Annotated in this window: 24 protein-coding genes, 1 tRNA gene and 1 riboswitch; of the genes, 14 read left to right on the forward strand and 11 right to left on the reverse strand. The window is 64.3% G+C overall.

Going from position 1 to position 25697, the window contains the following annotated elements:
* Positions 1–19: 19 nt before the first annotated feature.
* The gene (locus AC0L23_RS35115) at positions 20–229 is read right to left on the reverse strand and encodes a DUF1674 domain-containing protein (RefSeq protein ID WP_085359609.1); all 210 of its coding nucleotides are present in this window, start codon (positions 227–229) and stop codon (positions 20–22) included.
* A gap of 186 nt (positions 230–415) precedes the next feature.
* Here AC0L23_RS35115 and AC0L23_RS35120 point away from each other — a divergent pair, with 186 nt between their 5' ends.
* From AC0L23_RS35120 to purH, 3 genes are all read left to right on the forward strand, one after another.
* On the forward strand, positions 416–1762 hold the full coding sequence (locus tag AC0L23_RS35120) for an RsmB/NOP family class I SAM-dependent RNA methyltransferase (RefSeq protein WP_473358068.1): 1347 nt from the start codon (positions 416–418) through the stop codon (positions 1760–1762).
* A gap of 156 nt (positions 1763–1918) precedes the next feature.
* Positions 1919–3637: a heparinase II/III family protein gene (locus tag AC0L23_RS35125; RefSeq protein WP_026233860.1), complete on the forward strand. Its 1719-nt coding sequence runs from the start codon at positions 1919–1921 to the stop codon at positions 3635–3637.
* A 59-nt stretch (positions 3638–3696) separates the two neighbouring features.
* Positions 3697–3778: riboswitch (ZMP/ZTP riboswitch) on the forward strand.
* A gap of 22 nt (positions 3779–3800) precedes the next feature.
* Complete coding sequence (gene purH / locus AC0L23_RS35130) at positions 3801–5393, forward strand: bifunctional phosphoribosylaminoimidazolecarboxamide formyltransferase/IMP cyclohydrolase (protein ID WP_085359605.1); 1593 nt, start codon at positions 3801–3803, stop codon at positions 5391–5393.
* A gap of 163 nt (positions 5394–5556) precedes the next feature.
* On the opposite strand, the gene AC0L23_RS35135 is transcribed toward purH, so the two are convergent.
* The gene (locus AC0L23_RS35135) at positions 5557–6945 is read right to left on the reverse strand and encodes an MFS transporter (protein WP_085359603.1); all 1389 of its coding nucleotides are present in this window, start codon (positions 6943–6945) and stop codon (positions 5557–5559) included.
* A gap of 99 nt (positions 6946–7044) precedes the next feature.
* Between AC0L23_RS35135 and ggt the strand changes: the two genes are divergently transcribed.
* Together ggt and AC0L23_RS35145 are read left to right on the forward strand one after the other, a co-directional pair.
* Complete coding sequence (gene ggt, locus AC0L23_RS35140; RefSeq protein WP_085349214.1) at positions 7045–8796, forward strand: gamma-glutamyltransferase; 1752 nt, start codon at positions 7045–7047, stop codon at positions 8794–8796.
* A gap of 111 nt (positions 8797–8907) precedes the next feature.
* Complete coding sequence (locus AC0L23_RS35145; RefSeq protein WP_085359601.1) at positions 8908–10203, forward strand: MFS transporter; 1296 nt, start codon at positions 8908–8910, stop codon at positions 10201–10203.
* 10 nt (positions 10204–10213) lie between these two features.
* Here the strand turns inward: AC0L23_RS35145 and AC0L23_RS35150 are convergent, their stop codons facing one another.
* On the reverse strand, positions 10214–10879 hold the full coding sequence (locus AC0L23_RS35150; RefSeq protein WP_085349216.1) for a glutathione S-transferase family protein: 666 nt from the start codon (positions 10877–10879) through the stop codon (positions 10214–10216).
* A 151-nt stretch (positions 10880–11030) separates the two neighbouring features.
* Between AC0L23_RS35150 and AC0L23_RS35155 the strand changes: the two genes are divergently transcribed.
* The 4 genes from AC0L23_RS35155 (at position 11031) to panE (ending at position 14880) form a co-directional block, all read left to right on the forward strand.
* Positions 11031–11627: a DUF2239 family protein gene (locus tag AC0L23_RS35155; RefSeq protein ID WP_085349217.1), complete on the forward strand. Its 597-nt coding sequence runs from the start codon at positions 11031–11033 to the stop codon at positions 11625–11627.
* 86 nt (positions 11628–11713) lie between these two features.
* Positions 11714–13063, forward strand: a complete 1350-nt coding sequence (locus AC0L23_RS35160) for an MATE family efflux transporter (RefSeq protein ID WP_026233859.1) — start codon at positions 11714–11716, stop codon at positions 13061–13063.
* 92 nt (positions 13064–13155) lie between these two features.
* Positions 13156–13770: a 2-hydroxychromene-2-carboxylate isomerase gene (locus tag AC0L23_RS35165; protein ID WP_085349218.1), complete on the forward strand. Its 615-nt coding sequence runs from the start codon at positions 13156–13158 to the stop codon at positions 13768–13770.
* Positions 13771–13956: 186 nt separating this feature from the next.
* Positions 13957–14880 carry a 2-dehydropantoate 2-reductase gene (gene panE, locus AC0L23_RS35170; RefSeq protein WP_085359599.1) on the forward strand — a complete coding sequence of 308 codons (924 nt, stop codon included), beginning with the start codon at positions 13957–13959 and terminating at the stop codon, positions 14878–14880.
* 12 nt (positions 14881–14892) lie between these two features.
* Here panE and AC0L23_RS35175 read toward each other — a convergent pair whose 3' ends face one another.
* From AC0L23_RS35175 to AC0L23_RS35190, 4 genes are all read right to left on the reverse strand, one after another.
* Complete coding sequence (locus tag AC0L23_RS35175) at positions 14893–15486, reverse strand: c-type cytochrome (protein WP_018459679.1); 594 nt, start codon at positions 15484–15486, stop codon at positions 14893–14895.
* Positions 15487–15702: 216 nt separating this feature from the next.
* Positions 15703–16983: a PQQ-dependent sugar dehydrogenase gene (locus tag AC0L23_RS35180; protein ID WP_085349220.1), complete on the reverse strand. Its 1281-nt coding sequence runs from the start codon at positions 16981–16983 to the stop codon at positions 15703–15705.
* 358 nt (positions 16984–17341) lie between these two features.
* Positions 17342–18343: an NAD-dependent epimerase/dehydratase family protein gene (locus AC0L23_RS35185; RefSeq protein ID WP_085359597.1), complete on the reverse strand. Its 1002-nt coding sequence runs from the start codon at positions 18341–18343 to the stop codon at positions 17342–17344.
* A 75-nt stretch (positions 18344–18418) separates the two neighbouring features.
* Positions 18419–18493 (reverse strand) — tRNA-Gly (locus tag AC0L23_RS35190).
* Positions 18494–18768: 275 nt separating this feature from the next.
* On the opposite strand from AC0L23_RS35190, the gene trxA reads away from it, so the two are divergent.
* On the forward strand, positions 18769–19692 hold the full coding sequence (gene trxA / locus AC0L23_RS35195) for a thioredoxin (RefSeq protein ID WP_007598659.1): 924 nt from the start codon (positions 18769–18771) through the stop codon (positions 19690–19692).
* Between the two features lie 31 nt (positions 19693–19723).
* A complete protein-coding gene (locus AC0L23_RS35200; RefSeq protein ID WP_018459676.1) occupies positions 19724–20401 on the forward strand; it encodes an LON peptidase substrate-binding domain-containing protein in 678 nt (225 codons plus the stop codon).
* A gap of 12 nt (positions 20402–20413) precedes the next feature.
* Here the strand turns inward: AC0L23_RS35200 and AC0L23_RS35205 are convergent, their stop codons facing one another.
* On the reverse strand, positions 20414–22843 hold the full coding sequence (locus AC0L23_RS35205; protein WP_473358069.1) for an EAL domain-containing protein: 2430 nt from the start codon (positions 22841–22843) through the stop codon (positions 20414–20416).
* Here AC0L23_RS35205 and AC0L23_RS35210 point away from each other — a divergent pair.
* Positions 22808–22975, forward strand: a complete 168-nt coding sequence (locus AC0L23_RS35210) for a hypothetical protein (RefSeq protein WP_240543269.1) — start codon at positions 22808–22810, stop codon at positions 22973–22975. The genes AC0L23_RS35205 and AC0L23_RS35210 overlap by 36 nt on opposite strands.
* Positions 22976–23206: 231 nt before the next feature.
* On the opposite strand, the gene AC0L23_RS35215 is transcribed toward AC0L23_RS35210, so the two are convergent.
* The 3 genes from AC0L23_RS35215 to AC0L23_RS35225 form a co-directional block, all read right to left on the reverse strand.
* Positions 23207–23800 carry a cytochrome b/b6 domain-containing protein gene (locus AC0L23_RS35215; protein WP_085384733.1) on the reverse strand — a complete coding sequence of 198 codons (594 nt, stop codon included), beginning with the start codon at positions 23798–23800 and terminating at the stop codon, positions 23207–23209.
* Positions 23801–23847: 47 nt separating this feature from the next.
* Positions 23848–24126 (reverse strand): PepSY domain-containing protein, encoded by a 279-nt coding sequence (locus AC0L23_RS35220; RefSeq protein WP_007598654.1) that lies wholly within the window; start codon positions 24124–24126, stop codon positions 23848–23850.
* A gap of 221 nt (positions 24127–24347) precedes the next feature.
* Positions 24348–24698 (reverse strand): hypothetical protein, encoded by a 351-nt coding sequence (locus tag AC0L23_RS35225; protein WP_018459672.1) that lies wholly within the window; start codon positions 24696–24698, stop codon positions 24348–24350.
* Between the two features lie 106 nt (positions 24699–24804).
* Between AC0L23_RS35225 and AC0L23_RS35230 the strand changes: the two genes are divergently transcribed.
* A complete protein-coding gene (locus tag AC0L23_RS35230; protein WP_085359593.1) occupies positions 24805–25335 on the forward strand; it encodes a TetR/AcrR family transcriptional regulator in 531 nt (176 codons plus the stop codon).
* A gap of 60 nt (positions 25336–25395) precedes the next feature.
* Positions 25396–25593: a Trm112 family protein gene (locus AC0L23_RS35235; protein WP_007598651.1), complete on the forward strand. Its 198-nt coding sequence runs from the start codon at positions 25396–25398 to the stop codon at positions 25591–25593.
* The last annotated feature ends 104 nt before the right edge of the window (positions 25594–25697 follow it).

Raw genomic sequence — 25697 nt, forward strand, 5'->3', positions numbered from 1 at the left:
GAGCCTCAAAAGACAAGCTTCAGAAGTCGGAAGCGATGCCCTTGCGCTCCCAATCGCCATAGCGGGTCGGTTCGGGTCCTTTTGGGCCCTGCAACTCCTTTGGCGCCGCCTGGCCGTCGTTTTTAGTTCCGACTGCCGCAGCCTGACGGCGCGCTTCGGCCTCGGCCAGCGCGCGCTGGGCGGCCGGCGTAAGCTGCTTGCGGTCGGGAACGGGAGGCTGGTCGCTCATCGCCGGCTTTCTAGCGCGGGATGGCCCGCGACGCGACGCCCAATAACGCATTCCTGAAATGGCTCCGAAAGGGCTGAAAAACCCGGAAGCGATTCTTACATTTGGCATATTCGCGTGCCAGAGATCGCCTTCTCAAGGCATGCGCCCATTACGGCGAACTGCCGCTGCTCAGAACCTTGTTTCCGCATGCCTTCTCAACGTTTCGCTCCTCCATCCGAAGTGCCCGGTCTCGCGGCGCGGCGGATTGCCGCCGACATCGTCGACGGCGTGCTGCAAAAGCACCGCACACTTGACGAGCAGCTCGACGGCAGCGGCGCCCATCCCGGACTGAAGACGCTCCCCGACCGCGACCGCGCGCTGATGCGCCGCCTGGTCGCCACCGTGCTGCGCCGGCTCGGCACGCTCGGCCATGTGCTGTCCCGCCTGCTCGACAAGGGCATTCCCTCCGACGCGCCGCGCGCGCAGAGCGCGCTGTTGATCGGCGCCGCCCAGATCCTCTGGATGGACGTGCCCGATCACGCGGCCGTCGATCTCTCCGTTCGCCTCGTGCAATCCGACCGGCGCGCCGCGCGCTATGCCGGCCTCGTCAACGCCGTGCTGCGCCGCTGCGCCCGCGAGGGCAAGGCGCTGGTGGACGAGGTTGCCGCGCAGTCGCTGGACCTGCCGCCCTGGATGGTCGTGCGCTGGAGCGCGCATTATGGCGAGACGGTCGCAAGGGACATGGCGCTCGCGCTCAGCCATGATCCGTCGCTGGATCTGACCGTGAAGTCGGACGCCGCGCAATGGGCGAGCCGGCTCCATGGCGAAGTGCTACCGACCGGATCGGTGCGCACGGTGCTGCACGGCGCGGTGACCATGCTTCCCGGCTTCGCCGAAGGACAATGGTGGGTGCAGGACGCCGCCGCTGCGTTGCCAGCCCGGCTGTTCGGCGACATCAAGGGCAAATCCATCGCCGATCTCTGCGCCGCTCCCGGCGGCAAGACCGCGCAACTGGCGCAGGCCGGCGCGCACGTCACCGCCATCGACCGCTCGCCTGCCCGGGTGGCACGGCTGCGCGAGAATCTGACGCGGTTGTCGCTGCAGGCCGAGACCGTCGTCGCCGACGCCGCGGAATGGGCCGGCCCTGCCGATGGCTTCGACGGCATCCTCATTGATGCGCCTTGCACATCGACCGGGACGATCCGCCGCCACCCCGATGTATCCTGGCTCCGGCAGGAATCCGACATCGCCGCAATGACCGCGCTCCAGCGGCGGCTGCTGCAAAAATCGGTCTCGCTACTCAAGCCCGGTGGGACGCTAGTTTATTGCACCTGTTCGCTGGAACCTGAAGAGGGCGAGCATGCGGTCGCCGCGCTGCTGACCGCGGAGCCCGGTCTTCGCCGGGTTCCGATCGATGCGTCCGAGGTGTCTGGGCTCAGCGAGATCATTACCGCCGAGGGCGATCTGCGCACCCTGCCCAGCCATCTGCCGAACGCCGATCCCAAGCTCGGCGGGCTCGACGGATTTTTCGCGGCCCGGCTCGTTAAATCCTGATTTTGCACTGGATTTTGCAAACACGGCACTGATTCGCGTCGTTCAAGGTGGTGTCGGCCGTCCGATTTTGGGATTAATAAGGATTCGTCGGAATCCTCTCCCCCATCAAGGCAAGGCGTGTCGGTCGCTCAACGCAGACGTATCTCGACGCTGGTGATGAACCGCTTCGCGCGGAACATGCTCGCGCGCGCGAGCGGCGGTTCCGTCGCCCTGTCGCGGGTTTGGCCCGGCCGCGCCGACCGGCTGATCATCGCGCCGCATGATCTACGCACCGCGGATGCGACCCGCGCCGCCGAGATCTATGCCGGCCGCTTCGTCTTCGCCGGCAAGATCGTCAATTGCCACGGCCGCTCGATCTTCGATCTCGAGCCGCCGTCGGAAGATTGGGAAGTTGCGCTGCTCGGCTTCGGCTGGCTGCGCCATTTGCGCGCCGCCGACACCGCGCTGACGCGCGCGAATGCGCGCTCGCTGATCGAGGACTGGATCGGCAACCCCGCCAGCAAGCGCCGTCCCGTCGCGCGACGCGCCGACGTGCTGGCGCGCCGCGTGATCTCCCTGCTGTCGCAGGCGCCGCTGGTGCTGAACGATACCGACAACAAATTCTATCGTCGGTATCTGCGCGCGCTGGCGCGCGAAATCCGCTTGCTGCGCTACACCATGGTCAACATCCCCGACGGAGTGCCGAAGCTCCAGGTGCTGATCGCGCTGTGCTATGCGGCGTTGTGCCTTGCCAACCAGGCAAGTCACATCCGCAGCACCTCGAAAAAGCTCTCGGATGAATTGCAGCGGCAGATCCTGCCCGACGGCGGCCATGTCTCGCGCAACCCGGGCGCGCTGATCGAGCTCTTGATCGACCTGTTGCCGCTGCGGCAGACCTTTGCCGCGCGCAACATCGCGCCGCCGCCCGCGCTGCTCAACGCGATCGACCGCATGATGCCGATGCTGCGCTTCTTCCGCCACGGCGACGGCAATTTCGCGCTGTTCAACGGCATGAGCGCGACCCCCTCGGACCTGCTTGCGACGCTGCTTGCCTATGACGACACCCACGGCGCGCCGATGTCGAACATGCCGCATACCGGTTTCCAGCGCCTCGATGCCGGCCAGACCACTTTGATCATCGACACGGGCCCGCCGCCGGCGGCCAGCGTCAGCCACGACGCCCATGCCGGCTGCCTGTCGTTCGAACTCTCCTCCGGCATCAGCCGCATCGTCACCAATTGCGGCATGCCGGCCACGGGCCGCGACAATTGGCGGCCGTTCGCACGCGGCACGGCGGCGCATTCGACGCTGACCTATCACGACACCTCGTCATGCCAGTTCGTGGAGATGTCGGCTATGAAGCGGCTCTTGCACGGCGCTCCGGTCACCAGCGGCCCCGTCGAGGTTGAGAGCTATCGCGAAATCGTGCAGAACGGCACCCTGCTCACGACGTCGCATGACGGTTACCTGACAAAATTCGGCGCGATCCACCGCCGCGTACTGATGATCGCCAATGACGGCGCGCGCATCGACGGCGAGGACACGTTGTCGCCGCCGCAAGGCGGGCGCTTCAAGGGTCCGGATGCCGATTTCGCGCTGCGATTCCATCTGCACCCGGCGGTGAAGGCGAGCCGGCTGTCCGACGCCCGCGGCGTCATGCTGGTGCTCCCGAATCGCGACGTCTGGACCTTCGAGGCGCTCGACGACAAGGTGGAGCTGGAGGACAGCGTATCCCTGGCCGGCAATGACGGCCCGCGCCGCACCGCGCAGATCGTGATCCGCCAGGACGCGCGGCAGGCGCCCTCGATCCGCTGGAGTTTTGTGCGCTCCACCGCCTCGCCGGCGGTCACGAATGCCCGCAGAAATGCACGGCGGGAGCCGGAACTTCCGCTGTAGACGCATGCGATTCGGCACCATCTGGTCGTTGTGATAGCGACCGAAAACTGCTATCGAGCCCTCGCTCGCGCGACTGGCGACCTTGGATGGAGCACCATCGGGAAGCGCGGGACACAGCTGCCGCGCGCCTGGGCATTACTCCTTCAGACAGAGGATCTTGCTCATGACTGACCATCCCCGCCGCGTCACCCGCGCACTTCTCTCCGTTTCCGACAAGACCGGCCTGATCGACTTCGCAGAGGCGCTTGCCGCGCACGATGTCGAGCTGATCTCGACCGGCGGCACCGCGAAGGCGATCGCCGCGGCCGGCCTCGAGGTGAAGGACGTGTCCGAGCTGACCGGCTTCCCCGAGATGATGGATGGCCGCGTGAAGACGCTGCATCCGAAGGTGCACGGCGGTCTGCTCGCGATCCGCGACAACAAGGACCATGCGGATGCGATGACGGCGCATGGGATCGCGCCGATCGATCTCCTCGTCGTCAATCTCTATCCGTTCGAGGCGACCGTCGACAAAGGCGCGGGCTTCGAGGATTGCATCGAGAACATCGACATCGGCGGCCCCGCGATGATCCGCGCCGCCGCGAAGAATCATGACGACGTCGCCGTCGTGGTCGAGGCGCAGGACTATCAGGCCGTGCTCGATGAGCTCGCCGCCAACAGCGGTGCAACCACGCTGAAGTTGCGCCGGCGCCTTGCCGCCAAGGCTTACGCGCGCACTGCCGCCTATGACGCCGCGATCTCGAACTGGTTCAATCGCCAGCTCGAGATCGACGCGCCCGATTTCCGTGCCTTCGGCGGCCGGCTGATCCAGTCACTGCGCTATGGCGAGAATCCGCACCAGACCGCGGCGTTCTATGCGACGCCCGACAAGCGGCCGGGCGTCTCGACCGCGCGGCAGCTCCAGGGCAAGGAGCTCTCCTACAACAACATCAACGACACGGATGCGGCCTATGAATGCATCGGCGAGTTCGACGCCAAGCGCACCGCAGCCTGCGTCATCGTCAAGCATGCCAATCCCTGCGGCGTCGCGGAGGGCTCCGACCTCGTCGGCGCCTACCGCAAGGCGCTGGCCTGCGATTCCACCTCGGCGTTCGGCGGCATCATCGCGATGAACCGCGCACTCGATGCTGACACCGCGCGCGAGATCACGAAAATCTTCACCGAGGTGATCATCGCGCCTGACGCTAGCGAGGAAGCGATCGCCATCATCGGCGCGCGCAAGAACCTTCGGCTTCTGCTCGCCGGCAGCCTGCCCGACCCGCGCGCGCCGGGCCTCACCGCCAAGACGGTGGCGGGCGGTCTCCTCGTGCAGAGCCGCGACAACGCCGTCGTCGACGACATGACCTTCAAGGTTGTCACGAAGCGCGCGCCCACTGATGCCGAGATGCGCGACCTGAAGTTTGCTTTCCGTGTCGCAAAACACGTCAAGTCCAACACCATCATCTACGCCAAGGATCTCGCGACCGTCGGCATCGGCGCCGGCCAGATGAGCCGGGTCGATTCAGCACGGATCGCGGCACGCAAGGCTCAGGATGCGGCCGCCGAGCTGAAGCTCGCCGAACCGCTCACCAAGGGCTCGGTGGTGGCGTCGGATGCGTTCTTCCCGTTCGCCGACGGCATGCTCGCCTGCATCGAGGCCGGCGCCACCGCCGTGGTGCAGCCCGGCGGCTCCATGCGCGACGACGAAGTGATCAAGGCCGCCGACGAGCATGGCATCGCCATGGTGTTCACGGGCACGCGGCACTTCAGGCACTAGATCTGTCGTGTACTAAACTCTCGACGGGTCGTCCCGGCGAAGGTCGGGACCCATAGCCCAGGAAGTAGTTTGGTGTGCGGTACTGGCCGTGTCGCGGCAACGAGCAATCACGCGGTATGGGTCCCGGTCCCCGTGCGCAATTGCGCACTAGGCCGGGACGACGCTAATTTTCCCGCACCCGCATCAACAGCGCCAGACCCGCGACGAAGAACACCACCAGCACGGCCATGCCGGCCTTCTGGCTCGCCGTCACCGCGGTGATCACGCCGATCAGCAGCGGGCCGATGAAGGACGTCACTTTCCCCGTCAGTGCGAACAGACCGAAATACTGCGCGATGCGGTCCTTCGGTGCGAGACGGATCAGAAGCGTACGTGAGGCCGCTTGCAGCGGACCACCGGCCGCACCGATCAGGCAGCCCAGCACCAGATACGCGCGCTCTGACGCAGCCGCGAACAATGCACCGCCGGGCGTGGGCGGCGCGACCTTGATGAAGAGGATCGAATCCTTGTCGACCAGCAGGATCGCCGCCAGCGCCAGCAGCAGGATCAGCATGCTGCCGGCGATCACGCGCTTCGGCCCGAAGCGATCGTCCAGCTTGCCGCCGGACCACGCGCCAAACGCGCCGGCGATCGCGAGCATGATGCCGAAGGTGCCGATCTGGATCGTGTGCCAGCCGAACGTGCCCGCGGCATAGATGCCGCCGAAGGCAAACAGCGACACCAGACCGTCGGTGTAGATCATGTTGGCGAGTAGAAACGCCGCAAGCGATTTCTGCTGCGGCAGCCCCTTGATCGATTGCTTCAGCTCCGACAGGCCTTCGTGCAGCGCCTCACGCACCGGACGCTTCGCCGGATAGTCCGGCGTGAACAGGAACATCGGCGTCACGAAAATGATGAACCAAAGTCCGGTCAACGGTCCGGCGGCACGATCGCCCTGACGGCTGATCGGATCGAGCCCGAACAGAGGCGTGAAGCCGAGCAACGTGCGGCCGGTCTCGGGATTCGCGGCGAGCAGGCCGAGCACGATGACCAGGCTGACGATGCCGCCGACATAACCCGTCGCCCAGCCGGTGCCGGAGAGCCGCCCGATGCGCTCCGGCGGCACCAGCGTCGGCATCATCGCATTGTTGAAGAGAGTGGCGAATTCCGCGCCAACGCTGGCGAGCGCGACCGCGGTGAGCAGCGGCGGAATGATCGAGGGATCGCCGGGCTTGCCGATCCACAGCGTGCAGGATGCCAGCACCAGCACTGCGCCGAATCCGGCGATCCACGGCTTCCTGCGGCCCGACGCATCGGCGATAGCCCCCAGCACCGGCGACATCAAGGCAATCGCGAGGCCCGCGGCAGCCATCGCAAAGCCCCACAACGATTGCCCGGTGGCGGGATTCGGCGCAATGCCGGTGGCGAAATAGGGCGCGAACACGAAGGTCGTGATCAGCGTAAAATAAGGCTGCGCAGCCCAGTCGAAGAAGATCCAGCTGACGACGGCGCTGCGCGGCGGATAGGTCCGCTGCGCGCCGGCGATCCGCGCATCCCGGGCGATCGTCGTCACTCCATAATCCTCATCACGAACAGTTTTGCCTCTGTCGGGGCAAACCGTATAGCATTGCAGCGCTGCATGTGAACTGCCCATGGCCATTGCGGAAGTTTGATGATGTCGTCTTTTTCGACACGGCGGACATTTTTCGCCTTCCTTGCCACTCTGGCGTTCGGACTTCCGACCGCGACCGCGCAGGATGCGCGGCGGGCCTATGTGCCGCCCGCGCTCGACACCGTGCACGCCGTTCCCGCCGAACACGGCATGGTAGTAGCGCAGGAGAAAATCTCCGCGCAGGTCGGCGCCGATATCTTGCGGCGCGGCGGCAATGCCGTCGATGCCGCGGTCGCGACCGGCTTTGCGATGGCCGTGACCTATCCGCGCGCCGGCAATATCGGCGGCGGCGGCTTCATGGTGATTCATTCCACCGAGCGCAACGAAGACATCACGATCGATTATCGCGAGACCGCGCCGGCTGCGACGACGCCGCAGATTTTCCTCGGCGCCGACGGCAAGCCCGATGCGGCGAAGTCGCGGGATTCCGCGCTCGGCGTCGGCGTGCCTGGCACCGTCGCGGGTCTTGCGCTGGCCCTGGAAAAATATGGCTCGGGCCGGTTCACGCTGGCGCAACTGCTCGAGCCCGCGATCGTGCTCGCCCGCGACGGCTTCCTCGTCGGCGACGACATTGCCGACACGCTGCCGGGCTGGCACAAGCGGCTGGTGCGCTGGCCCACCTCGGCCCAGATCTTCTCGCGGCCTGATGGCACGCCGCTTGGCGAAGGCGACAAGCTGGTGCAGAGCGATCTCGCCGAAACGCTGTCGGCTGTCGCCGCACTGGGCCCGCGCGGTTTCTATGAGGGGCCGGTCGCGGAAAAACTTGCCAAGGCCGTGACTGACGCGGGCGGCATCATGACGTCGGCCGATTTGAAATCGTATCAGGCTGTGATCCGCGCGCCGGTGCGCGGCACCTATCGCGGCTATGACATCGTGTCGATGCCGCTGCCGTCGTCGGGCGGCGTGGTGCTGGTGGAGACGCTCAATATCCTCGAAGGTTTTCAGCTCGCCGATCTGAAGCAGGGATCGCCGGCCTCGCTGCATCTGTTGATCGAGGCCATGAAGCGCGCCTATGCGGACCGGGCGCGCTATCTCGGCGATCCCGCCTTCGTCAACGCGCCGATCGGGACGCTCACCGGCAAAGATTACGCCGCCAAGCTGCGGGCAACCATCTCCGCGGATCGCGCCACGCCGTCGAAACAGCTCGTTTCCACCGCGGCCTCACCGCATGAGGGCAGCAACACCACGCATTTTTCCGTCGTCGACGGCGGCGGCAACGCCGTCAGCAACACCTATACGCTGAACTTCAGCTACGGCGTCGGCCTCGTCGCCGACGGCACCGGCGTGCTGCTCAACAACGAGCTCGACGATTTCACCGCAGCGGTCGGCGCTTCCAATGCCTATGGCCTCGTCGGGTTCGAGCCCAATTTGCCCGGGCCGGGCAAGCGGCCGCTGTCCTCGATGTCGCCGACCATCGTCCTGAAGGACGGCAAGCCGGTGCTGGTGACGGGCTCGCCGGGCGGCAGCCGCATCATCTCGACAGTGCTCCAGGTGATCGTCAACGTCCTCGATTACAACATGGAGGTCGCCGCCGCCGTGGCCGCACCGCGACTGCATCACCAATGGCTGCCCGACGAGGTCCGGGTCGAGAGCGGCTTTCCCGACAATGTGCTGCTCGAGCTGAAGGCGATGGATCATCACATCGTCGCGCCGATGGGGCAGACATCGGCGAATTCGATCGCGGTGACCGCCAACGGGCCGCTCGGCGCGCCCGATCCACGCACCCGGGGCGCGGAAGCAGCGGGGCAGTAACTCTGTCCTTGCATGGCGCGAAGGCCGGCGGCCGGCTTACGCGCGCCGCCGCGCGTGCTACCATCGCGAGGCCAGAGAAACAGCCAAAGAAAACACCGTCGGGAAACGCGCATGACCACCGTTGATCCGAACCAGCGCATCGAACGCGCCGAGATCGAGGACACCAGCCTTCTTGCCTTCTATCGCGACATGAACGCGCCGGAGCGGCGGACATTCTGGGCGTGCGCCGCGGGCTGGGCGCTCGACGGCATGGACTTCATGATCTACCCGCTGGTGATCGGCACCATCATCGCGCTGTGGAAGGTCGATGCGGGATCGGCTGGCCTCGCCGGCACCGTGACGCTGCTGGCCTCCGCCATCGGCGGCTGGCTCGGCGGCTATCTCTCCGACCATATCGGCCGGGTCAGAACGCTCCAGATCACCATCATCTGGTTCTCGTTCTTCTCGCTGATCTGCGCGGTCGTGCAGAATTTCGAACAGCTCCTGATCGCACGCGCGGTGCTGGGCCTCGGCTTCGGCGGGGAGTGGGCGGCGGGCGCCGTGCTGATGGGTGAAGCGATCCGGCCGCAATATCGCGGGCGAGCGGTCGGCTCGGTGCAGTCAGGCTGGGCGGTCGGCTGGGGCCTCGCGGTGCTGTCGCAGGCGATCCTGTTCTCGGCCTTGCCGGCGGAGACGGCGTGGCGCTGGATGTTCGTGATCGGCGCGCTACCGGCGCTGCTGGTGTTCTACATCCGCCGCTCCGTGACCGAACCGGAGATCGCGGCCGAGGCCCGCGCCAAGCAGGCCGCGAGCGGCAATCGTCCGGCGCTCTGGGAAATTTTCTCGGGCCCGATCCTGAAGACCACGATCCTGGCGTCGCTGATGGCGACGGGCTGCCAGGGCGGCTATTACGCCGTCACCTTCTGGGTGCCGCAGTTCTTGACCAAGGAGCGGCACCTGTCGATCGTCGGCTCGACCGGCTATCTCTCGACCCTGATCATCGGCTCCTTCATCGGCTATCTCACCGGCGCCTGGCTCGCCGACCGGATCGGACGGCGCAATCTGTTCCTGACCTTCTCGATCGGCGCGATGGCGGTTGTGCTGCTTTACACGCAGCTGCCGCTCACCAACGAAATCCTGTGGGTGCTCGGCTTCCCGCTCGGCTTTTTCGCCTCGGGCTATTTCTCCGGCGTCGGCGCATTCCTGACCGAGCTTTATCCAACGCGGCTGCGCGGCTCGGGCCAGGGATTTTGCTACAATTTCGGCCGCGGCATTGGCGCGTTGTTTCCGTTCCTGGTCGGAGCGCTGTCGGCGAAGACGTCGCTTGCGAATGCGATCGCGATCTTCGCAGTGGTGGCTTACGCGCTGTTCTTCATCGCCGCCTTCGCGCTGCCGGAGACGCGCGGGCGCGTGCTGCACGCGGACTGATGCAGGCTAACTATCGCCCCACCTGATACGGCCCGCCCTTTTCGAGGGCGCGGCTGTAAGCCGGCCGTGCATGAATGCGCTCCAGGAACGCCATCGCCTTGGGGTGGCCGAGCTCGAGCCCGCCGCGCGCCTGGGCAGCTTCGAGCGGAAAGCTCATCTGGATGTCGGCGGCGGTGAACTCGTTGCCGGCGAACCACTCGGTCTTGCCGAGCTCGCCTTCCCAGTAATCCATGTGCTGCTTGAGCTGCGGATTGACCAGCGCAGTCAGCGCCTGGTTCGAGACCTTGCGCACCAGCGGGCGGAGCAACGCCGGCGCGCGCTTCGGCATCAGCGTGAACAGCAGCTTGAGCAGCAGCGGCTGCATCGCCGAGCCTTCCGCATAGTGCAGCCAGTAGGTGAAGCGCAGCCGCTCCGGCGTGTTCGGCGGCGGGACCAGCCGGCCGTTGCCATAGGTGGCGATGAGATATTCGATGATCGCGCCGGATTCGGCGATGGTGTTGCCGTTGTCCGTGATAACGGGCGACTTGCCGAGTGGATGGATGGCGCGGAGCTCCTTCGGCGCGCGCATGTCCGGCTGGCGCTGATAGCGCACGATCTCGTAAGGCACGCCCAACTCTTCGAGCAGCCACAGCACGCGCTGCGAGCGGGAATTGTTGAGGTGATGAACGGTCAGCATCGCGTGGTCCCCGGGGCTAGGCATAGTTCGATCGGCCGCGCGTTCGTGCCAGCCCGGGAACGCAATGTCGAGCCATCCGGTCGGGTATTTTAACCCGGGTATATTGACCTTAGCAATTTACCCGGGTATTAAAGCTGCCATCGCGACCAATATGGCAATGATTCCAATGCAGAAGACTTTCACCGCTTTCCAAGGGCATCGCCGTCTGGTCTCCGGGCCGGCAGGAGAGGTCGCGCTGGTCATCAAGAGGATGACGGAGCGGCCGGACGAGCCCATCATCATCTTCGAGGACGCCACGGGCAGATCGATCGACTTCGATCTGCGCGGCGGAGACCGCGAGGTGCTGGCGCGACTGGCGAAGCTGGTCCCGCCCCCGGTTGAGGAGACCCCATCGCCGAGCGAGCCGCGCGGTCGCGGCCGGCCGAAGCTCGGCGTGGTCGCGCGCGAGGTGACGCTGCTGCCGCGGCACTGGGAGTGGCTCAGCGCGCAAGCAGGCGGCGCCTCGGTCGCACTACGGAAACTTGTCGAAGAGGCGCGGCGTGCCAGCGGCGACAAAGACCGCGAGCGGCAGGCGCGCGATGCGGCCTATCACTTCATGTCGACCATGGCCGGCAATCTGCCGCAGTTCGAGGAAGCATCGCGCGCGCTGTTTGCGGATGATCGGCGGCGTTTCACCGGACTGATCGCGGATTGGCCCGCCGACATCCGCGACCACATTGTCAAGCTCGCCTACAGCGACCGCGCTTAGGTGCGCGCCTTCTCACAACCCCATCGACGGCCAGGCCACGCGCATTGCGCGTGGCGACGGTTTCGCAGGCCCTGAAAGGCCAATCCATGTCCGCAGCCAAGCCGCTCTGGAAAAGTTTTCTGCGCTTCCTCGCGCCGTTGATGCTGAGCAACGCGCTGCAATCACTGTTCGGCACCGTCAGCAACGTCTATCTCGGCCAGATGATCGGGATCGACGCGCTTGCATCGGTCTCGGTGTTCTTTCCGGTGATGTTCTTCCTTTTCGCCTTCGTCATGGGGCTGAGCACCGGCGCCACGGTGCTGATCGGCCAGGCCTATGGTGCGGGCGAGCAGGGCCGGATCAAGCTCATCGTCGGCACGACGCTCGCAATCGGCCTGCTGCTCTCGATTGCAATTGCACTGATCGGCGGCATCTTCAGCCGGCAATTGATGATGATGCTCGCAACGCCCGCAGACATTCTCGACCAGGCTAGCGCCTATGCCCGCATCATGCTGCTCACCATGCCGCTCGGCTTCGTCTTCCTGCTGATGACGGCGATGATCCGCGGCGTCGGTGACGCGCTGACGCCTTTGCTGGCGCTGGCCTTGTCGACCGCGATCGGCTTGATCCTGACGCCGATGCTGATCCGCGGGTCGTTCGGATTGCCGGCGGCCGGCATCACCAGCCCGGCCTGGGCGGCAGCGATCGCCAACGCGCTGACGCTGGTCGCGCTGGCGGCCTATCTGCTGCGGAGAAAACATGCCTTGGCACCGGACGCTGCACTGCTGCGCCATCTGCGGCTCAATCGTGTGGTGCTGGGACAGATCCTCGGCATTGGACTGCCGAGCGCGATCGGCATGGTGGTGATGGCGATCGCCGAGCTGGTGCTGCTCGGCCTCGTCAACGGCTTCGGCTCGAACGCCACCGCAGCCTATGGCGCGGTCAACCAGGTGATGGGCTACACGCAGTTCACGGCGATGTCGATTTCGATAGCAGTTTCCATCCTCGGCGCCCAAGCGGTCGGCCGCGGCGACAGAGCGGGGCTCGACGGCATCGTGCGCACCGGACTTGCGTTCAACATCGTCCTGACGGGCGGACTGGTGGCGCTGATCTATCTCGCGCCGCGCGCCGTGCTCGGCATCTTCATCACTGATGACACCGTGCTCGAGCTGGCGAAGAGCTTGCTCAACATCGCACTGTGGAGCTCGGTGCCGTTCGGCCTGGCGACGGTGTTTTCCGGCGCGATGCGCGCTGCCGGCGTGGCACTGACGCCAATGCTGCTCGCGGTCTTCGCCATTATGGCGATCGAGCTGCCATCCGCAGTGATCCTGAGCCGCACGATTGGCCTTCAGGGTGTGTGGGCCGCCTATCCGATCGTGTTCTGCGCCATGTTCCTTTTGCAGATGGGCTATTACCTTCTGGTGTGGCGCAAGCGGACGATCCGGCGCCTGACCTGACCAAATCATCAAGAGATTATGACCGTCATTAAACGGTAGACCCGCGGCGCGCGCTGCGCCACAATGCGAAAAAAAAAGCGACGTCAGGGAGCATGATTTTGACCCGCACAGCCCCGCAATTCCTGTTCGATTTCGGCAGTCCGAACGCCTATCTCAGCCATCTCGCGATCCCCGCCATCGAGCAGCGCATCGGCGTCAAATTCGAATATGTGCCGATCCTGCTCGGCGGCATCTTCAAATCGACCAACAACAAGTCCCCCGCCGAGACGCTTGCCGGCATCAAGAACAAGCGCGAATTCCACGCGGTCGAGACCGAGCGCTTCGTCAAGCGCTTCCAGGTGCAGCCCTATGTCATGAATCCGTTCTTCCCCGTCAACACGCTGAACCTGATGCGCGCAGCGATCGCGGCGCAGCTCGAGGGCGTGTTCGAAACATACGTCGAAGCCGCCTTCCACCACATGTGGCGCGAGCCGAAGAAGATGGACGATCCGGAAATCGCCGCGAAGGCGCTGGCGTCCTCCGGCCTCGACGCGCAAAAGCTGTTCGCTCGCGCCGGGGAACCGGAGGTGAAGGGCAGACTGATCAAGAACACCGAGGAGGCTGTCGCGCGGGGCGCGTTCGGCTCGCCGACCTTCTTCGTCGGCAACGAGATGTTCTTCGGCAAGGAGCAGTTGCGCGAGGTCGAGGAGATGGTGTCGGGGAAGTGATTTTCTCGAAGCAGGGAAACCGAACAATGTCCTCGACGTCATCCTGGCGAAAGCCAGGACCCATAACCACCGGATCGCGTTTGGCGATAGGCGGGGGCTCCGACTTGTCCGACAAGAGGCAGTCGGGGTAATGGGTCCTGGCTTTCGCCAAGACGACGAAAAAGAACCAACAACAAGGACAATCCCATGCGTATCCTCGTGGTCGGCGCTGGCGCCATCGGCGGCTATTTTGGTGGCAGGCTGTTGCAGGCCGGCCGCGACGTCACCTTCCTGGTCCGGCCGCGGCGCGCCAGCGAGCTCGCGAGCGCCGGCCTCGTCATCAAAAGCCCGAACGGCGACGTGACCTTGAAAAATCCGCCGACCATTCAGGCCGACGCGCTCAAGGACAAGTTCGACGTCGTGCTGCTGAGCTGCAAGGCCTTCGACCTCGACGACGCCATCAAATCGTTCGCGGCAGCAGTCGGGCCCAATACGGCGATCATCCCGATGCTCAACGGCATGAAGCATCTCGATATCCTCGACGACAAGTTCGGCAAGGAGCGCGTGCTCGGTGGCCTCTGCGCCATCGCCGCGACGCTCAACGAGAAGCGCGAGGTGGTGCAGCTCCAGCCGATGCAGTCGATCAATTACGGCGAGCGCGACGGCGAGCTGTCGGATCGCGTCAAGGCGATCGACGAGGCCTTCAAGAGCGGCATCGCTGGGGCCACCGCCAGCCAGAACATCGTGCAAGACATGTGGGAAAAGTGGGTGTTCCTTTCCTCGCTGGCCGCGTCCACCAGCCTGATGCGCACCTCCGTCGGCAATATTCTCGCCGCTCCCGGCGGCAGGGATTTCCTGCTCGGCATGCTGGACGAGACCAGCGCGATCGCCACCGCGTCGGGCTACACGCCGGGCGGGCCGTTCTTCGAGCGCGTGAAGGGCAACCTCACCACCGAGGGTTCACCGATGACGGCCTCGATGTTCCGCGACGTCAAGGCGGGCCTGCCGGTCGAGGCCGATCACGTCATCGGCGACCTCATCGCTCGCGCCGATGCCGCCAAGGTGCCGGTGCCGAAGCTGCGCATCGCCTACACGCATTTGAAAGCGTATGAGAAGCAGCGGGTGGGGTAGCCGCAGCTTCCGCTATTTGAAATACGCGAGATAGTGCGAGACGGCGGTGATTTCCTCATCGCTCATGTGATAGGCGACATCGGCCATCGCAGCGCCACCGCCGCCGACGCGCTGGCTGCTCTTGTAGTCGTGCAGCGCCTTGACCAGGTATTCCTCGCGCTGGCCCGCCAGCCGCGCGACGGCCTTGGTGCCGGCAAAGCTATCCGTATGACATGAGGCGCAGCGGCGGCCGGCGGCAACTTGGGCGCCCTTTTTCGACAGGTCCGGATCCTTGTCCTCCGCCGCTGTGGGCGGCGTCAGCGCGGCGAAATAGGCGCCGAGATTGCGGACGTCCTCGTTGGTGATTTCCTCGGCGATGGGTTGCATCTGGTCGTTCTTGCGCGAGCCGGCGCGGAAAAACACGAGCTGCCATTGCAGAAATTGATCGGGCTGGCCCGCGAGCGAAGGAATGTTCTCGGTCTGCGAGATGCCGTTCTCGCCGTGACAGCCGGCGCAGACGGCAGCCTTCTCCTTGATCGCGGCATTGTCGGCGGCGCTTGTGGGGAGAGAACCGAGCGCGAGGAGCGCGACCGCGCTGATTGCGTGCGAGATGAACTGCCGGCGCATGATTGGAATTCCGATCTATCGAACGCGTCATTCCGGGGCGAAGAAGCGCGAGCTATGATGCGCAATGACGCATCTGAGAATTCGATAACCCGCGTTCGTGGCCAAGGGTTCCGGACTTGCGCGCAAGCGGTGCGCGATCGGAAACGACAGCGTGCGAAATTGAAATGAGAAAGGCTGCGGCGCCCTCTCGGCACCGCAGCCTCGCGTCGTCTTACGCTACTTCTTGCTGTAGCTGATGCGGTAGATCGCGCCGGCCCAGTCGTCGGCGACCAGGATCGAGCCGTCCTTGGCGAGAATGATGTCGTCGGGACGGCCGAGATAGCCTTGGTCGCCCTCGATCCAGCCGGAGGCGAACACCTCCTGCTTGGCGTTCTTGCCATCGGGGCCGACGATCACGCGCATGATGCGGCCGCCCTGGTACTTGTGACGATTCCAGGAGCCGTGCTCGGCGATCAGGATGTTGTTCTTGTACTCGGCCGGGAATTGGTCGCCGGTATAGAACTTCATGCCCAGCGGAGCGACGTGAGCGCCGAGGTTCAGCACGGGCGGCGTGAACTCGGAGCATTTGTGGCCCATCGCGAACTTGGTATCCGGCAGATCACCCTGGTGACAGTAGGGATAACCGAAGTGCTCGCCGATCTTGCTGATCATGTTCAGCTTGTCTGAGGGCAGATCGTCGCTGATCCAGTCGCGGGCATTCTCGGTGAACCAGAACTTGCCGGTGCGCGGATCGACGTCGCCCCCGACCGAGTTGCGAACGCCGAGCGCATAGATTTCCGCATTGCCGGTCTTGGGATCGACGCGGCGGATCTGCGACACGCTGGTCGGGGGAATGCCGATGTTGAAGGGCGGTCCGAACGGAATGTAGAACCAGCCTTCCTTGTCGACCGCGATGTATTTCCAGCCATGCGCGGCATAGGACGGCATGTCGTCATAGACGACCTTGCCCTCGCCGGGATTGTCGAGCTTGTTTTCGATGTCGTCGTAGCGGATCAGCTTGTCGACCGCGATGACGTAGAGGGCACCGTCCTTGACGGCCAGACCCGTGGGCATGTTCAGGCCCTTGAGGATCGTCTTGACCTCTTTCTTTCCGTTGTTGTCCTTGATCGCATAGACGTTGCCGAGGCCGAACGAGCCGACGAACAGCGTGCCCTTGTCACCCCAGGCCATCTGCCGCGCGGCCAGCACGCCGGAGGCGTAGACCTCCATCTTGAAGCCCGGCGGCAGCTTGACCTTCTTGACGATATTGGCGAGCTCGGCGTCGGACGCGCCGGTGGGCGGACCCGACGGCGGCGCCAGGCCCTTCTGCGCCTCGGTCTCGTCGCCGAGGAACCAGTCGTCCGGCGGATGGGTCCAGAACTCCTTGGTGCCGGATTCGTATTTCTTCAGCGGCTTGTTCTTGTCCTGCTGCTGCGCGTGACCGACGCTTGTCCCCGCGAGAAGGGCAACCGCTGCAAGCGCCAGGACGGATTGAAAGACGGATCGATGGAATTTCATCGCGTCACTCCCCTAAGGCAGCCATCAGGGCTGCACATTTATTTTATTTTGCTATCGAGAGGCGAAGTTCGGACTCTGTCGAGAGGACAGACGCAGAAGGTTAGCACATCTGCGAGCGGTGAGAAGCGCGCCGCGTGCGCTGCGATAGCGCTCAGTAAAAATTGAGACGGAAAGGCAATAATCGCGAATGCCGCTACGACAACGCTCTCGCTGCAGCGCGGAATCGAGATCATGCGCGGCTAATTTGCAGGCAGCAGGAGGTCTGGAACAAACGCGAAAACAACCCCATGCAAAGTAGAACGGCTCCGGCCATCTTGCTGCCGGTGACTCCGGGTAGACATCTGACGGATCGAGCGAATTAGCAAAGGTGGCGGCTACGGGCGACGGGGTAAGGACCATCGTCGAAAATCGTCTCATGATAGCCTTTCGACCCGACATCGCGCGCCAGCGTGCTGCGAAAATCGCGGTCATCGCGAAGGCATTCCAGGACATGCGCAAAGTCGAATTCGGGCCGCCAGCCGAGTTCGTGCCGCACGCGCTCGTTGACATAGACGCGGTCAATCGCGGGGAACAGCCGCCAGCCTCGCGCCGCATAGAGCTCCGCACAATCCGGATAGAGCTCGCGCACCACACCGGCCGCATCGCGCGCCAGCGCGGCGAGGTGGCGCTGCTCGAACGGGCTCGTGGCCGACAGGATGTAGCGGGCAAACCGGATGTCCGGCGCGCGCTCGGCGGCGAGCAGATGGGCGCTCACCGCGTCCGCGATATCCAGCCGGCGATAGAGCAGCTCGTTGGCCTGCGCATTCTCCGGCGCGTAAGCCGACCGCATCGCCGGATCGTCATCGTCTTCCGGGAAGAAGCGCGAGGTCCTCAAGACCACGACAGGCAGGCCGCGCTCGCGACAGAACAGCTCGCAGAGAGTCTCAGCCATCAGCTTGGTCGTGCCGTAGATGTTCTTCGGAATCGGCGGCAGGTCCTCGGTGACCCACACCGCGGCTTGGCCCGCCTCGGGGCGAAGCTGCGAGCCAAACGCGCTGGTGGTACTGGTAAAGACAAAACTGCGCACGCCGGCGGCCACGGCCGCTTCAAGCAGGTTGAGCGTGCCGGTGACGTTGGTGTCGACAAAGACTTGCTTGCTGTGGGTCGCCACATGCGGCTTGTGCAGGGTCGCAGTGTGGATCACCGCGGTGACGCCGTCCATCTGGGCCCGGACGAAGTCGGAATCGACGATCGAGCCCACGGCATCGGTGAAGGGCGATGGCTTCAGGTCAATCCCACGCACAGACGAATCGCGCCCGCGGAGCGTGCGGAGAAGACCCTCGCCGAGATGGCCCGCGCTGCCTGTGACCAGAATTGTCATTCGAGACTCAAACGGCCGCCAGAGGCGTGGAAAACCACGTGCCCGTCCGGCTCACTGGATGCTTTGGGAGAAAATTGGAGCGGGCGAAGGGGCTCGAACCCTCGACCCCGACCTTGGCAAGGTCGTGCTCTACCACTGAGCTACACCCGCATCCTGTGTCGGTCGCATGACTGCGCCGGCAACGGCTGTCGTATGCCAAAAGCGGGAGGGGAATGCAACAGCTACCGGCGGCATAGATGCGCAATCGGAGGCCGATATGGACCCGAACGCGGCCAAATGCCCCAAAAAAGGCTCCGGAACCGGCGAATCGGCCCACACGGATTGAAATTCGGCCGTCCCGGCCCAATTTAGGGCCAACAGCGAAGCATATGAATTGGCGACGTGCTAAAGACCCGCCAATTCCAGACATCAGACGAGGGGATCCCGTGACGATCATCGACCAGGGTAACGGAGCAGCGGGCCCGGCTGCCGCCGATCTGATCAAGGACACGACTACCCAGACCTTCGTGAAGGACGTCATCGAGGAATCGAAGCGCCAGCCGGTGCTGATCGACTTCTGGGCGGAGTGGTGTGGCCCCTGCAAGCAGCTCACGCCCTTGCTGGAAAAAGCGGTCAAGGCCGCCAAGGGCAAGGTCAAGCTGGTCAAGATGAACATCGACCAGCACCCGGCGATCCCGGGCCAGATGGGCATCCAGTCGATTCCGGCGGTGATCGCCTTCGTCAACGGCCAGCCGGCCGACGGCTTCATGGGTGCGGTCCCGGAGAGCCAGCTCAACGCCTTCATCGAGAAGCTGACCAAGGGCGTGACCGCGCCGGGTGAGCCGAATATCGCGGAGATCCTCCAGGAAGCCGAGGCCGTGCTCGCAGAGGGCGATGCCGCCGCGGCCGCCCAGATCTACGCGGAGGTGTTGCAGCTCGAATCGACCAACATTGCGGCCCTCGCCGGGCTCGCGAAATGCTACGCCGTCTCCGGCGCGATGGAGCAGGCCAAGCAGACGCTCGCCATGGTCCCGGAATCCAAGCGCAACGACCCGGCTGTGAAAGCCGTGCAGACCGCGATCGATCTGGCCGAGCAGGCGGAACAGCTCGGGCCCGTCGCCGAGCTGGAACAGAAAGTCGCCGCAAACCCGCTCGATCATCAGGCCCGATTCGACCTCGCGATCGCGCTCAACGCGCAAGGCAACCGGGCAGCGGCCACCGAGCAGCTGCTCGCGATCGTCAAGCGCGACCGCAAATGGAACGACGACGGCGCCCGCAAGCAGCTGGTACAGTTCTTCGAGGCCTGGGGCGGCACGGACGATGCAACCGTCGAGGGACGCAAGCGCTTGTCGATCATCCTGTTTTCCTGACGCGCGCTGGCAAGGCCAGGGGACCCGGCAGATGCCGATCAACATCGAATATCGCGGGCCCGCCGACCTTCCGGAGATCCTTCCGGTGTTTCCGCTGCCGGGCGCGCTGCTGCTGCCGCGCGGGCAGATGCCGCTCAACATCTTCGAGCCGCGCTACCTCGCGATGATCGACGATGCCTTTCGCGACGGCCATCGCTTGATCGGCATGATCCAGCCCGACATCGCGCATTCGCCCAAGAATTCCGACAAGCCGGCGCTGTTCCGTGTCGGCTGTGTCGGCCGCATCACCCAGCTCGCGGAATCCGGCGACGGCCGCTACATCCTCGAGCTCACCGGTGTCTCGCGCTTCAAGGTCGTCGAGGAGCTTGAGGTTCTCACCGCCTACCGGCAGTGCAAGGTGGATTTCTTTGCCTTCGTCGACGACTTCACGCCGCGCATGGGCGAGGAGGAGGTCGATCGCGAAGCACTGCTGACGGTGCTGGCGGACTTTCTGAAGGCCAACAACCTCAAGGTTGACTGGGAGGGCGTCGAGACCGCTCCCAACGAAGCACTCGTCAACGCGCTGGCGATGATGTCGCCCTATGGCGTGGCCGAGAAGCAGGCGATGCTGGAAGCGCCCGACCTGAAGACCCGCGCCGAAATTTTGATCGCGGTGACCGAGATGGACCTCGCGAAGAAGCGCACCAGCGGCGATCCGCCGCTGCAGTGAGGGTAGGAATGCTCATGCAGCGTGGTAGGCCGCTTCGGCACCTCGCCGCAGCATGCTGGTGATGCTGGATGCAGGCATCGGCCGGCTGAAATAGTAGCCTTGTGTTTCGACGCAGCCTTCCTCACGGAGGATGTCCAGCTGCTCTTTCGTTTCGACGCCTTCGGCGGTCGTTATCTTGCCGAGGCTGACAGCAAAACGAACCACTGCCCGCGCAAGATGGTGCGCCTCTGCGCTCGGGCTGGATAGTTCGCTGACGAAACTGCGGTCGATCTTGATTTTGTCGAACGGGAATCTCTGCAGAAAGCTCAGAGACGAATAGCCGGTGCCGAAATCGTCCAGGGCAACTCGCACGCCAAGCTCGCGCAATTGTCCGAGCACCGCGAAAGCAGCCTCGCTATCGTGCATGATCACCGTCTCGGTGACCTCGAGCTCGAGCCTGTGTGGCGCCACTCCCGAACTCGCCAGCGCGCCGACAATGACAGCAACGAGTTCCTTGCTCCTGAATTGAGCGGGAGATAGGTTGATAGCGATCCTGACATGCGCAGGCCAATTGGCGGCTTCCGCACAGGCGGTCCGCAAGACCCATTCTCCCAGCGGCACGATAAGGCCTGTCTCCTCCGCAAGCGGGATGAATTCGCTCGGCGTGACCAGTCCTCGCTGTGGGTGATGCCAGCGGAGCAGGGCCTCGAAGCCGCGGGTCTCGCCGGTAGCGGCGCTGACGAACGGCTGATAGTGGAGCTCGAACTGACGATCGGCAAGGGCATCCCGCATATCGTGCTCCAGGTTGCGTCGCGCGTGCATGAGCTCGTCGAGTTCCGGCTCGAAGAAGCGGTATGCGCCACGTCCGCCACTTTTGGCGGAGTAGAGGGCGAGATCCGCGCTCTTCATGATCACGGCGGAATCGCTGCCATCGCGCGGCGCGATGGCGATTCCGATGCTGGTGCCGACCGTGACCCGGTGATCGCCGAGATCGAAGGGCTCGCAAAGCGCCCTTCCGATGCTCTCGGCCAGGCCGGCAGCCTCCACGGCTGGATTGGTGACGTAATCGATCACTGCGAACTCGTCGCCGCCCAGTCGAGCGATCAACGCGGTTTCGGTGGTGCATTCGCGCAGGCGCGCGGCGACGGCGCGGAGCAGGGAATCCCCCGCCGGATGTCCAAGCGTGTCGTTGACTTCCTTGAAGCGGTCGAGGTCGAGCATGAGCACGGCCAAGTCGACGCCACCGTTGCGAGTAACTGCGATGGCATGCTCCATCCGCTCCCTGAGCAGCACGCGGTTGGGCAGATCGGTCAACGCGTCATGTTGCGCCATATGAGTGATTTTGGCCTCAGACCGGCGCTGCTCGGTCACATCGAGATGTGTGGCAACCCATCCGCCACCGGCCATTGGCTGCCGCGTCACGCAGATCAACCGGCCGTCGGCAAACTCGTCGATCCTGCTTGAGACCGCATCGAACGGCAGCGCGGCCAGCTTCGAGATGAATTGCTCGGCAGCCCCCTCGCTGAGATCGCCCTTGAGGATTCCGTTCACGATGCGATGCCTGATGATGTCGGTGTGCGACGTCCCCGTCCGCAGCAGTTCCGGCGGCAGTCGATAGAGTCGGGCGTAGCGCTCGTTGCAGACGACAAGCCGCTTCTCGGCATCAAACATGCAAAGGCCCTCAACCATGTGGTTGATCGCGGTGTCCAGCCTGAGCGTCTGATCCTGCAACTCTCTCTGCGAGCCTTCGAGCTGCTGCCGGGCGATCGAAAGCTGGCTGATGATCTCCTCGAATTTGCTGGTTCTACTTGCCAGGCGGCGGTCGGCGAGTACGCCGATCAGGCTCATCCCAAGTACAGATAGTGCCACGCCGGCGATGGCGAGAGCGAGGAAAGTCGGCGAAAGCGACAGACTGTCGGTTGAACGCGTCGGATCTGGAACGATCTGCACGGCACCCATCGCCGTGAAGTGATGCGAGACGATAGCAAGGGTCAGCAGGACTGCCGCCAACAGTGCGCCCCAGGAGTTCTTGTACCTGACTGCAACAACGAGGGCGGCACAGCCGAGGCACATGCCCAGAATGACCGAGGCAAACACCAGATCCAGCGACCAGGTGACGCGGCCCGGCACTTCAAGTGCCCACATTCCGAGATAGTGCATGCTCGCGATGCCGCCGCCAATGACGACACCGCCTGCCGCGGCGCGCCACCGGCCGGAATAGCCGGCCGCAATGCCGAAGCCGCCCGACGTCAACAGCATTGCCGTAGCAAGCGAAAGCGCCGTCAGTACGATGCCGTAGCCGGTCGTAACGCCGGGTTCGTAGGCGAGCATCGCGACGAAATGCGTTGCCCAGATCCCATATCCGATGGCAGCGCCGGCAATCCCGATCCAGATCAACCGCGTTCTTGCGGGCGCCACGATCGCACGATGAAAGATACTGACCGCGACGCTACTCGCGAGCAAGCAGACCAGACCGGCGAGCAGGACAAGCCGCCAATCGTGCTCGACAGCAAGGCAACCGAAAACCCGAAACATCCCAGCCGCTCCATCGTGGATATTGCCGATAGTGTCCGTGCTAATCCGCCTTCGCGTTAATTTTGTGCAACGCCTGATTGCATGCTTATTGGTTGCTTAACGTGGTCAGTGCAATTTGAAATCTGGCGGCGCGCCCGCGCAGGACAATGCGCGCCACCGCTCGTAGAGCCAACCGAGAGCACTCTGGAACCGGCAGCGAGGCCTGGAGCGGAGGAAGGCGACACCGATTGGCGGGGAGGAGACGCGCCGAACCGAAGCTTCGGTTCTGACACAATCAGAACCAATAGTGCTCTAGAGGTGATGACGGATGCGCTTACGTCCAGTGATCATCGCGCTGATCAGATTCTCGCGCTGGAGGCGTCCCATCATCAGCACGCCCAAGACGTGCAGCACGACCAGGACGATGACCGCATCCGATGAATAGTGGTGGGTGTCCTCGACCCACCAGACCCCGAAAAAGGTCACCGTCACCGACATCGCGCCCGTGATCGTCGAGACCGCCAGCGAGACCAGCAGCGCCACCAGCATCAACGTGCCGGCTGGATTGAGACCGATATAGCGGCCGGTGATGCCGCGGCGCAGATTCCAGAGATAACCCGGCGCGGCCCGAAGTCTGACGCCGACCATGCGAAAGCGCGAATAGCGGCTTCCCCAAAAACCCCAGACCAGACGGAACGCAAGAAGGCCGAGTACGGCATAACCGACGATGCGGTGAAGTCCGTCATAGACGGTCGGCGTGAACCACGCGGCCAGAACGCAAGCCGCGAGCGCCCAGTGCCAGAGCCGCAGCGGGAGGTCCCAGACCGCGACTGTCCGCGCGGCGGTTCGATCCGCGGGGGTCCGGTCGGACCCCCCGCGTGCGTGCGGCACCGTTTCTTCGATCAAGCGAGGACCACCCTCAGGCGTAGCATTGCGCAGACACTTCGCGCGGTCTACTTCGCAATCGTGTGCTTCAGGCTGAGATCTTCTGGGCTGTAGAACAGCTCGTAAAGCTTGCCTTCCTTGACGCCGTAGACCTCGTAGCACGAGCCTTCGATCTTGGAGCGCCGCACCTCGTAGCCGAGCGCCTTGGCCTTGGCTTCGGCGTCGCTCGCCGGCTTCCACGACGCCTTGTCGAGTTTGGTGCAGTCCTTGAAACCATCGGCCAAGGCTGCCGATCCCATGCCAATCCCGATCGTCAATGCAACGGCAACAACACGAATAACCTTCACGAACGTCTCCTCTTCTGTCGTGGGCGCTGCGCCGGCAGGCGAAGCGGGACCGAAGGAAGCAAAGCACATGATGAAGTCAATGCGGTTCGCGGCCAGTTCGCTTTAGAGTTATTCTAACGATCCGAAAAAGTTCAGCGCTCTCCGTATGCAGCGCGCATTTGAGACGACACTGCGGCCTTACGTCTCACGGTTTGACAGCAGGCTGATCCCGACGCGCAAGCTCAGTAGCCAGCAACCGCCATGACGACGACGGCGGTGAGCGCCATCCATCCAAAATGCCGGCCGCTTGTGGCCCATGCGTTGGCGAGAGCGGAGAAGCCGAACACACCGGCCATGGTGACGACGATCCAGTGACGCGCTGGCTCCGATTGCATCCAGGGCGCCGCGATCAGGAGCACACCGCCGCCGATCCAGGCGACGGTCGAGGCCTGCCAGACCAGGCGGATCAGGGTGCGGAGCCGCTCCGGCTCGATGCGGGCGCGGGCAAAGACCTTGGTCTCGCCGAGAATGCCATGAATGAGGGCCACGGCAATGGTCAAGACCCCGGCGCACTGGAGCAAGAGATCACGCATCGTCAAAGCTCCCTGCAAATATGGTCCATACAGTTATGTATGGTGGGATAGGCGCTGGCCTGCCGGCTGTCAATACACTAGTGTATGTTTGCATCCGGAACCCGACATGGCCGAACAGCTGACCGCCGACGACTGGATCAAACAGGGACTGAAGGCGCTCGCGCGAGACGGCTTCACCGCGCTGAAGGCCGATCCGCTGGCAAAAGCCATGGGGGTCTCGCGCGGCAGCTTCTATTGGCATTTCGCCGATCTCGGCGCATTCCATGCTGCTCTCTTGAAGCGCTGGCGCGAGATCGCGGCCGAGCAGATCATCGCCGATGTCGAGGCGGACAGCGACGAGCCGCTGAAAGCGCTGCTGCGCAGGACTTTTGGCGCGCGGCTCGACCTCGAGCGCGCGGTGCGGAACTGGGCGGCCTTCGATGCGGCGGCACAAACGGCGGTGCGTGCCATCGACCGGCGCAGGCTCGACTATATCGAGGAGCTGCTGAGGAAGCGCGGGTTCGAGGCGGCGACAGCGCGAGCCCGCGCGCAAATCCTGTACTGGACGTTTCTCGGCTTCGCCCTGTCGGGCCCGCCAGCGCCGGCCGCGCGGCTTGAGGGCCTGCTCGACGAGATTCTGCGGATGGTTTCAGCTTGAGCGACGCGATGGGCTGCCACGATTTTTTATGCTAGAGGCAACCGACCGTCGGAGACCCCCATGAACGCGCCCACCGAACGCCCCGAAGCCAGCGTCGATCCCAAATTGCTGGAGATTTTGGTCTGCCCGCTGACCAAGGGCCCGCTGGAGTTCGATTCTGCAAAGCAGGAGCTGATCTCGCGCAGCGCCAAGCTCGCCTATCCGATCCGCGACGGCATCCCGATCATGCTGCCGGAAGAGGCCCGCAAGATCGATTGAGGGGACTTGTGGCCCGATGAGAGACTTGTAGCCCGGATGGAGCGCAGCGAAATCCGGGGTTCCTCGTATGACGCAGCGGCCCCGGAATACGCTGCGCTCCATCC

This window comes from Bradyrhizobium sp. MI1.4 (assembly GCF_055811315.1).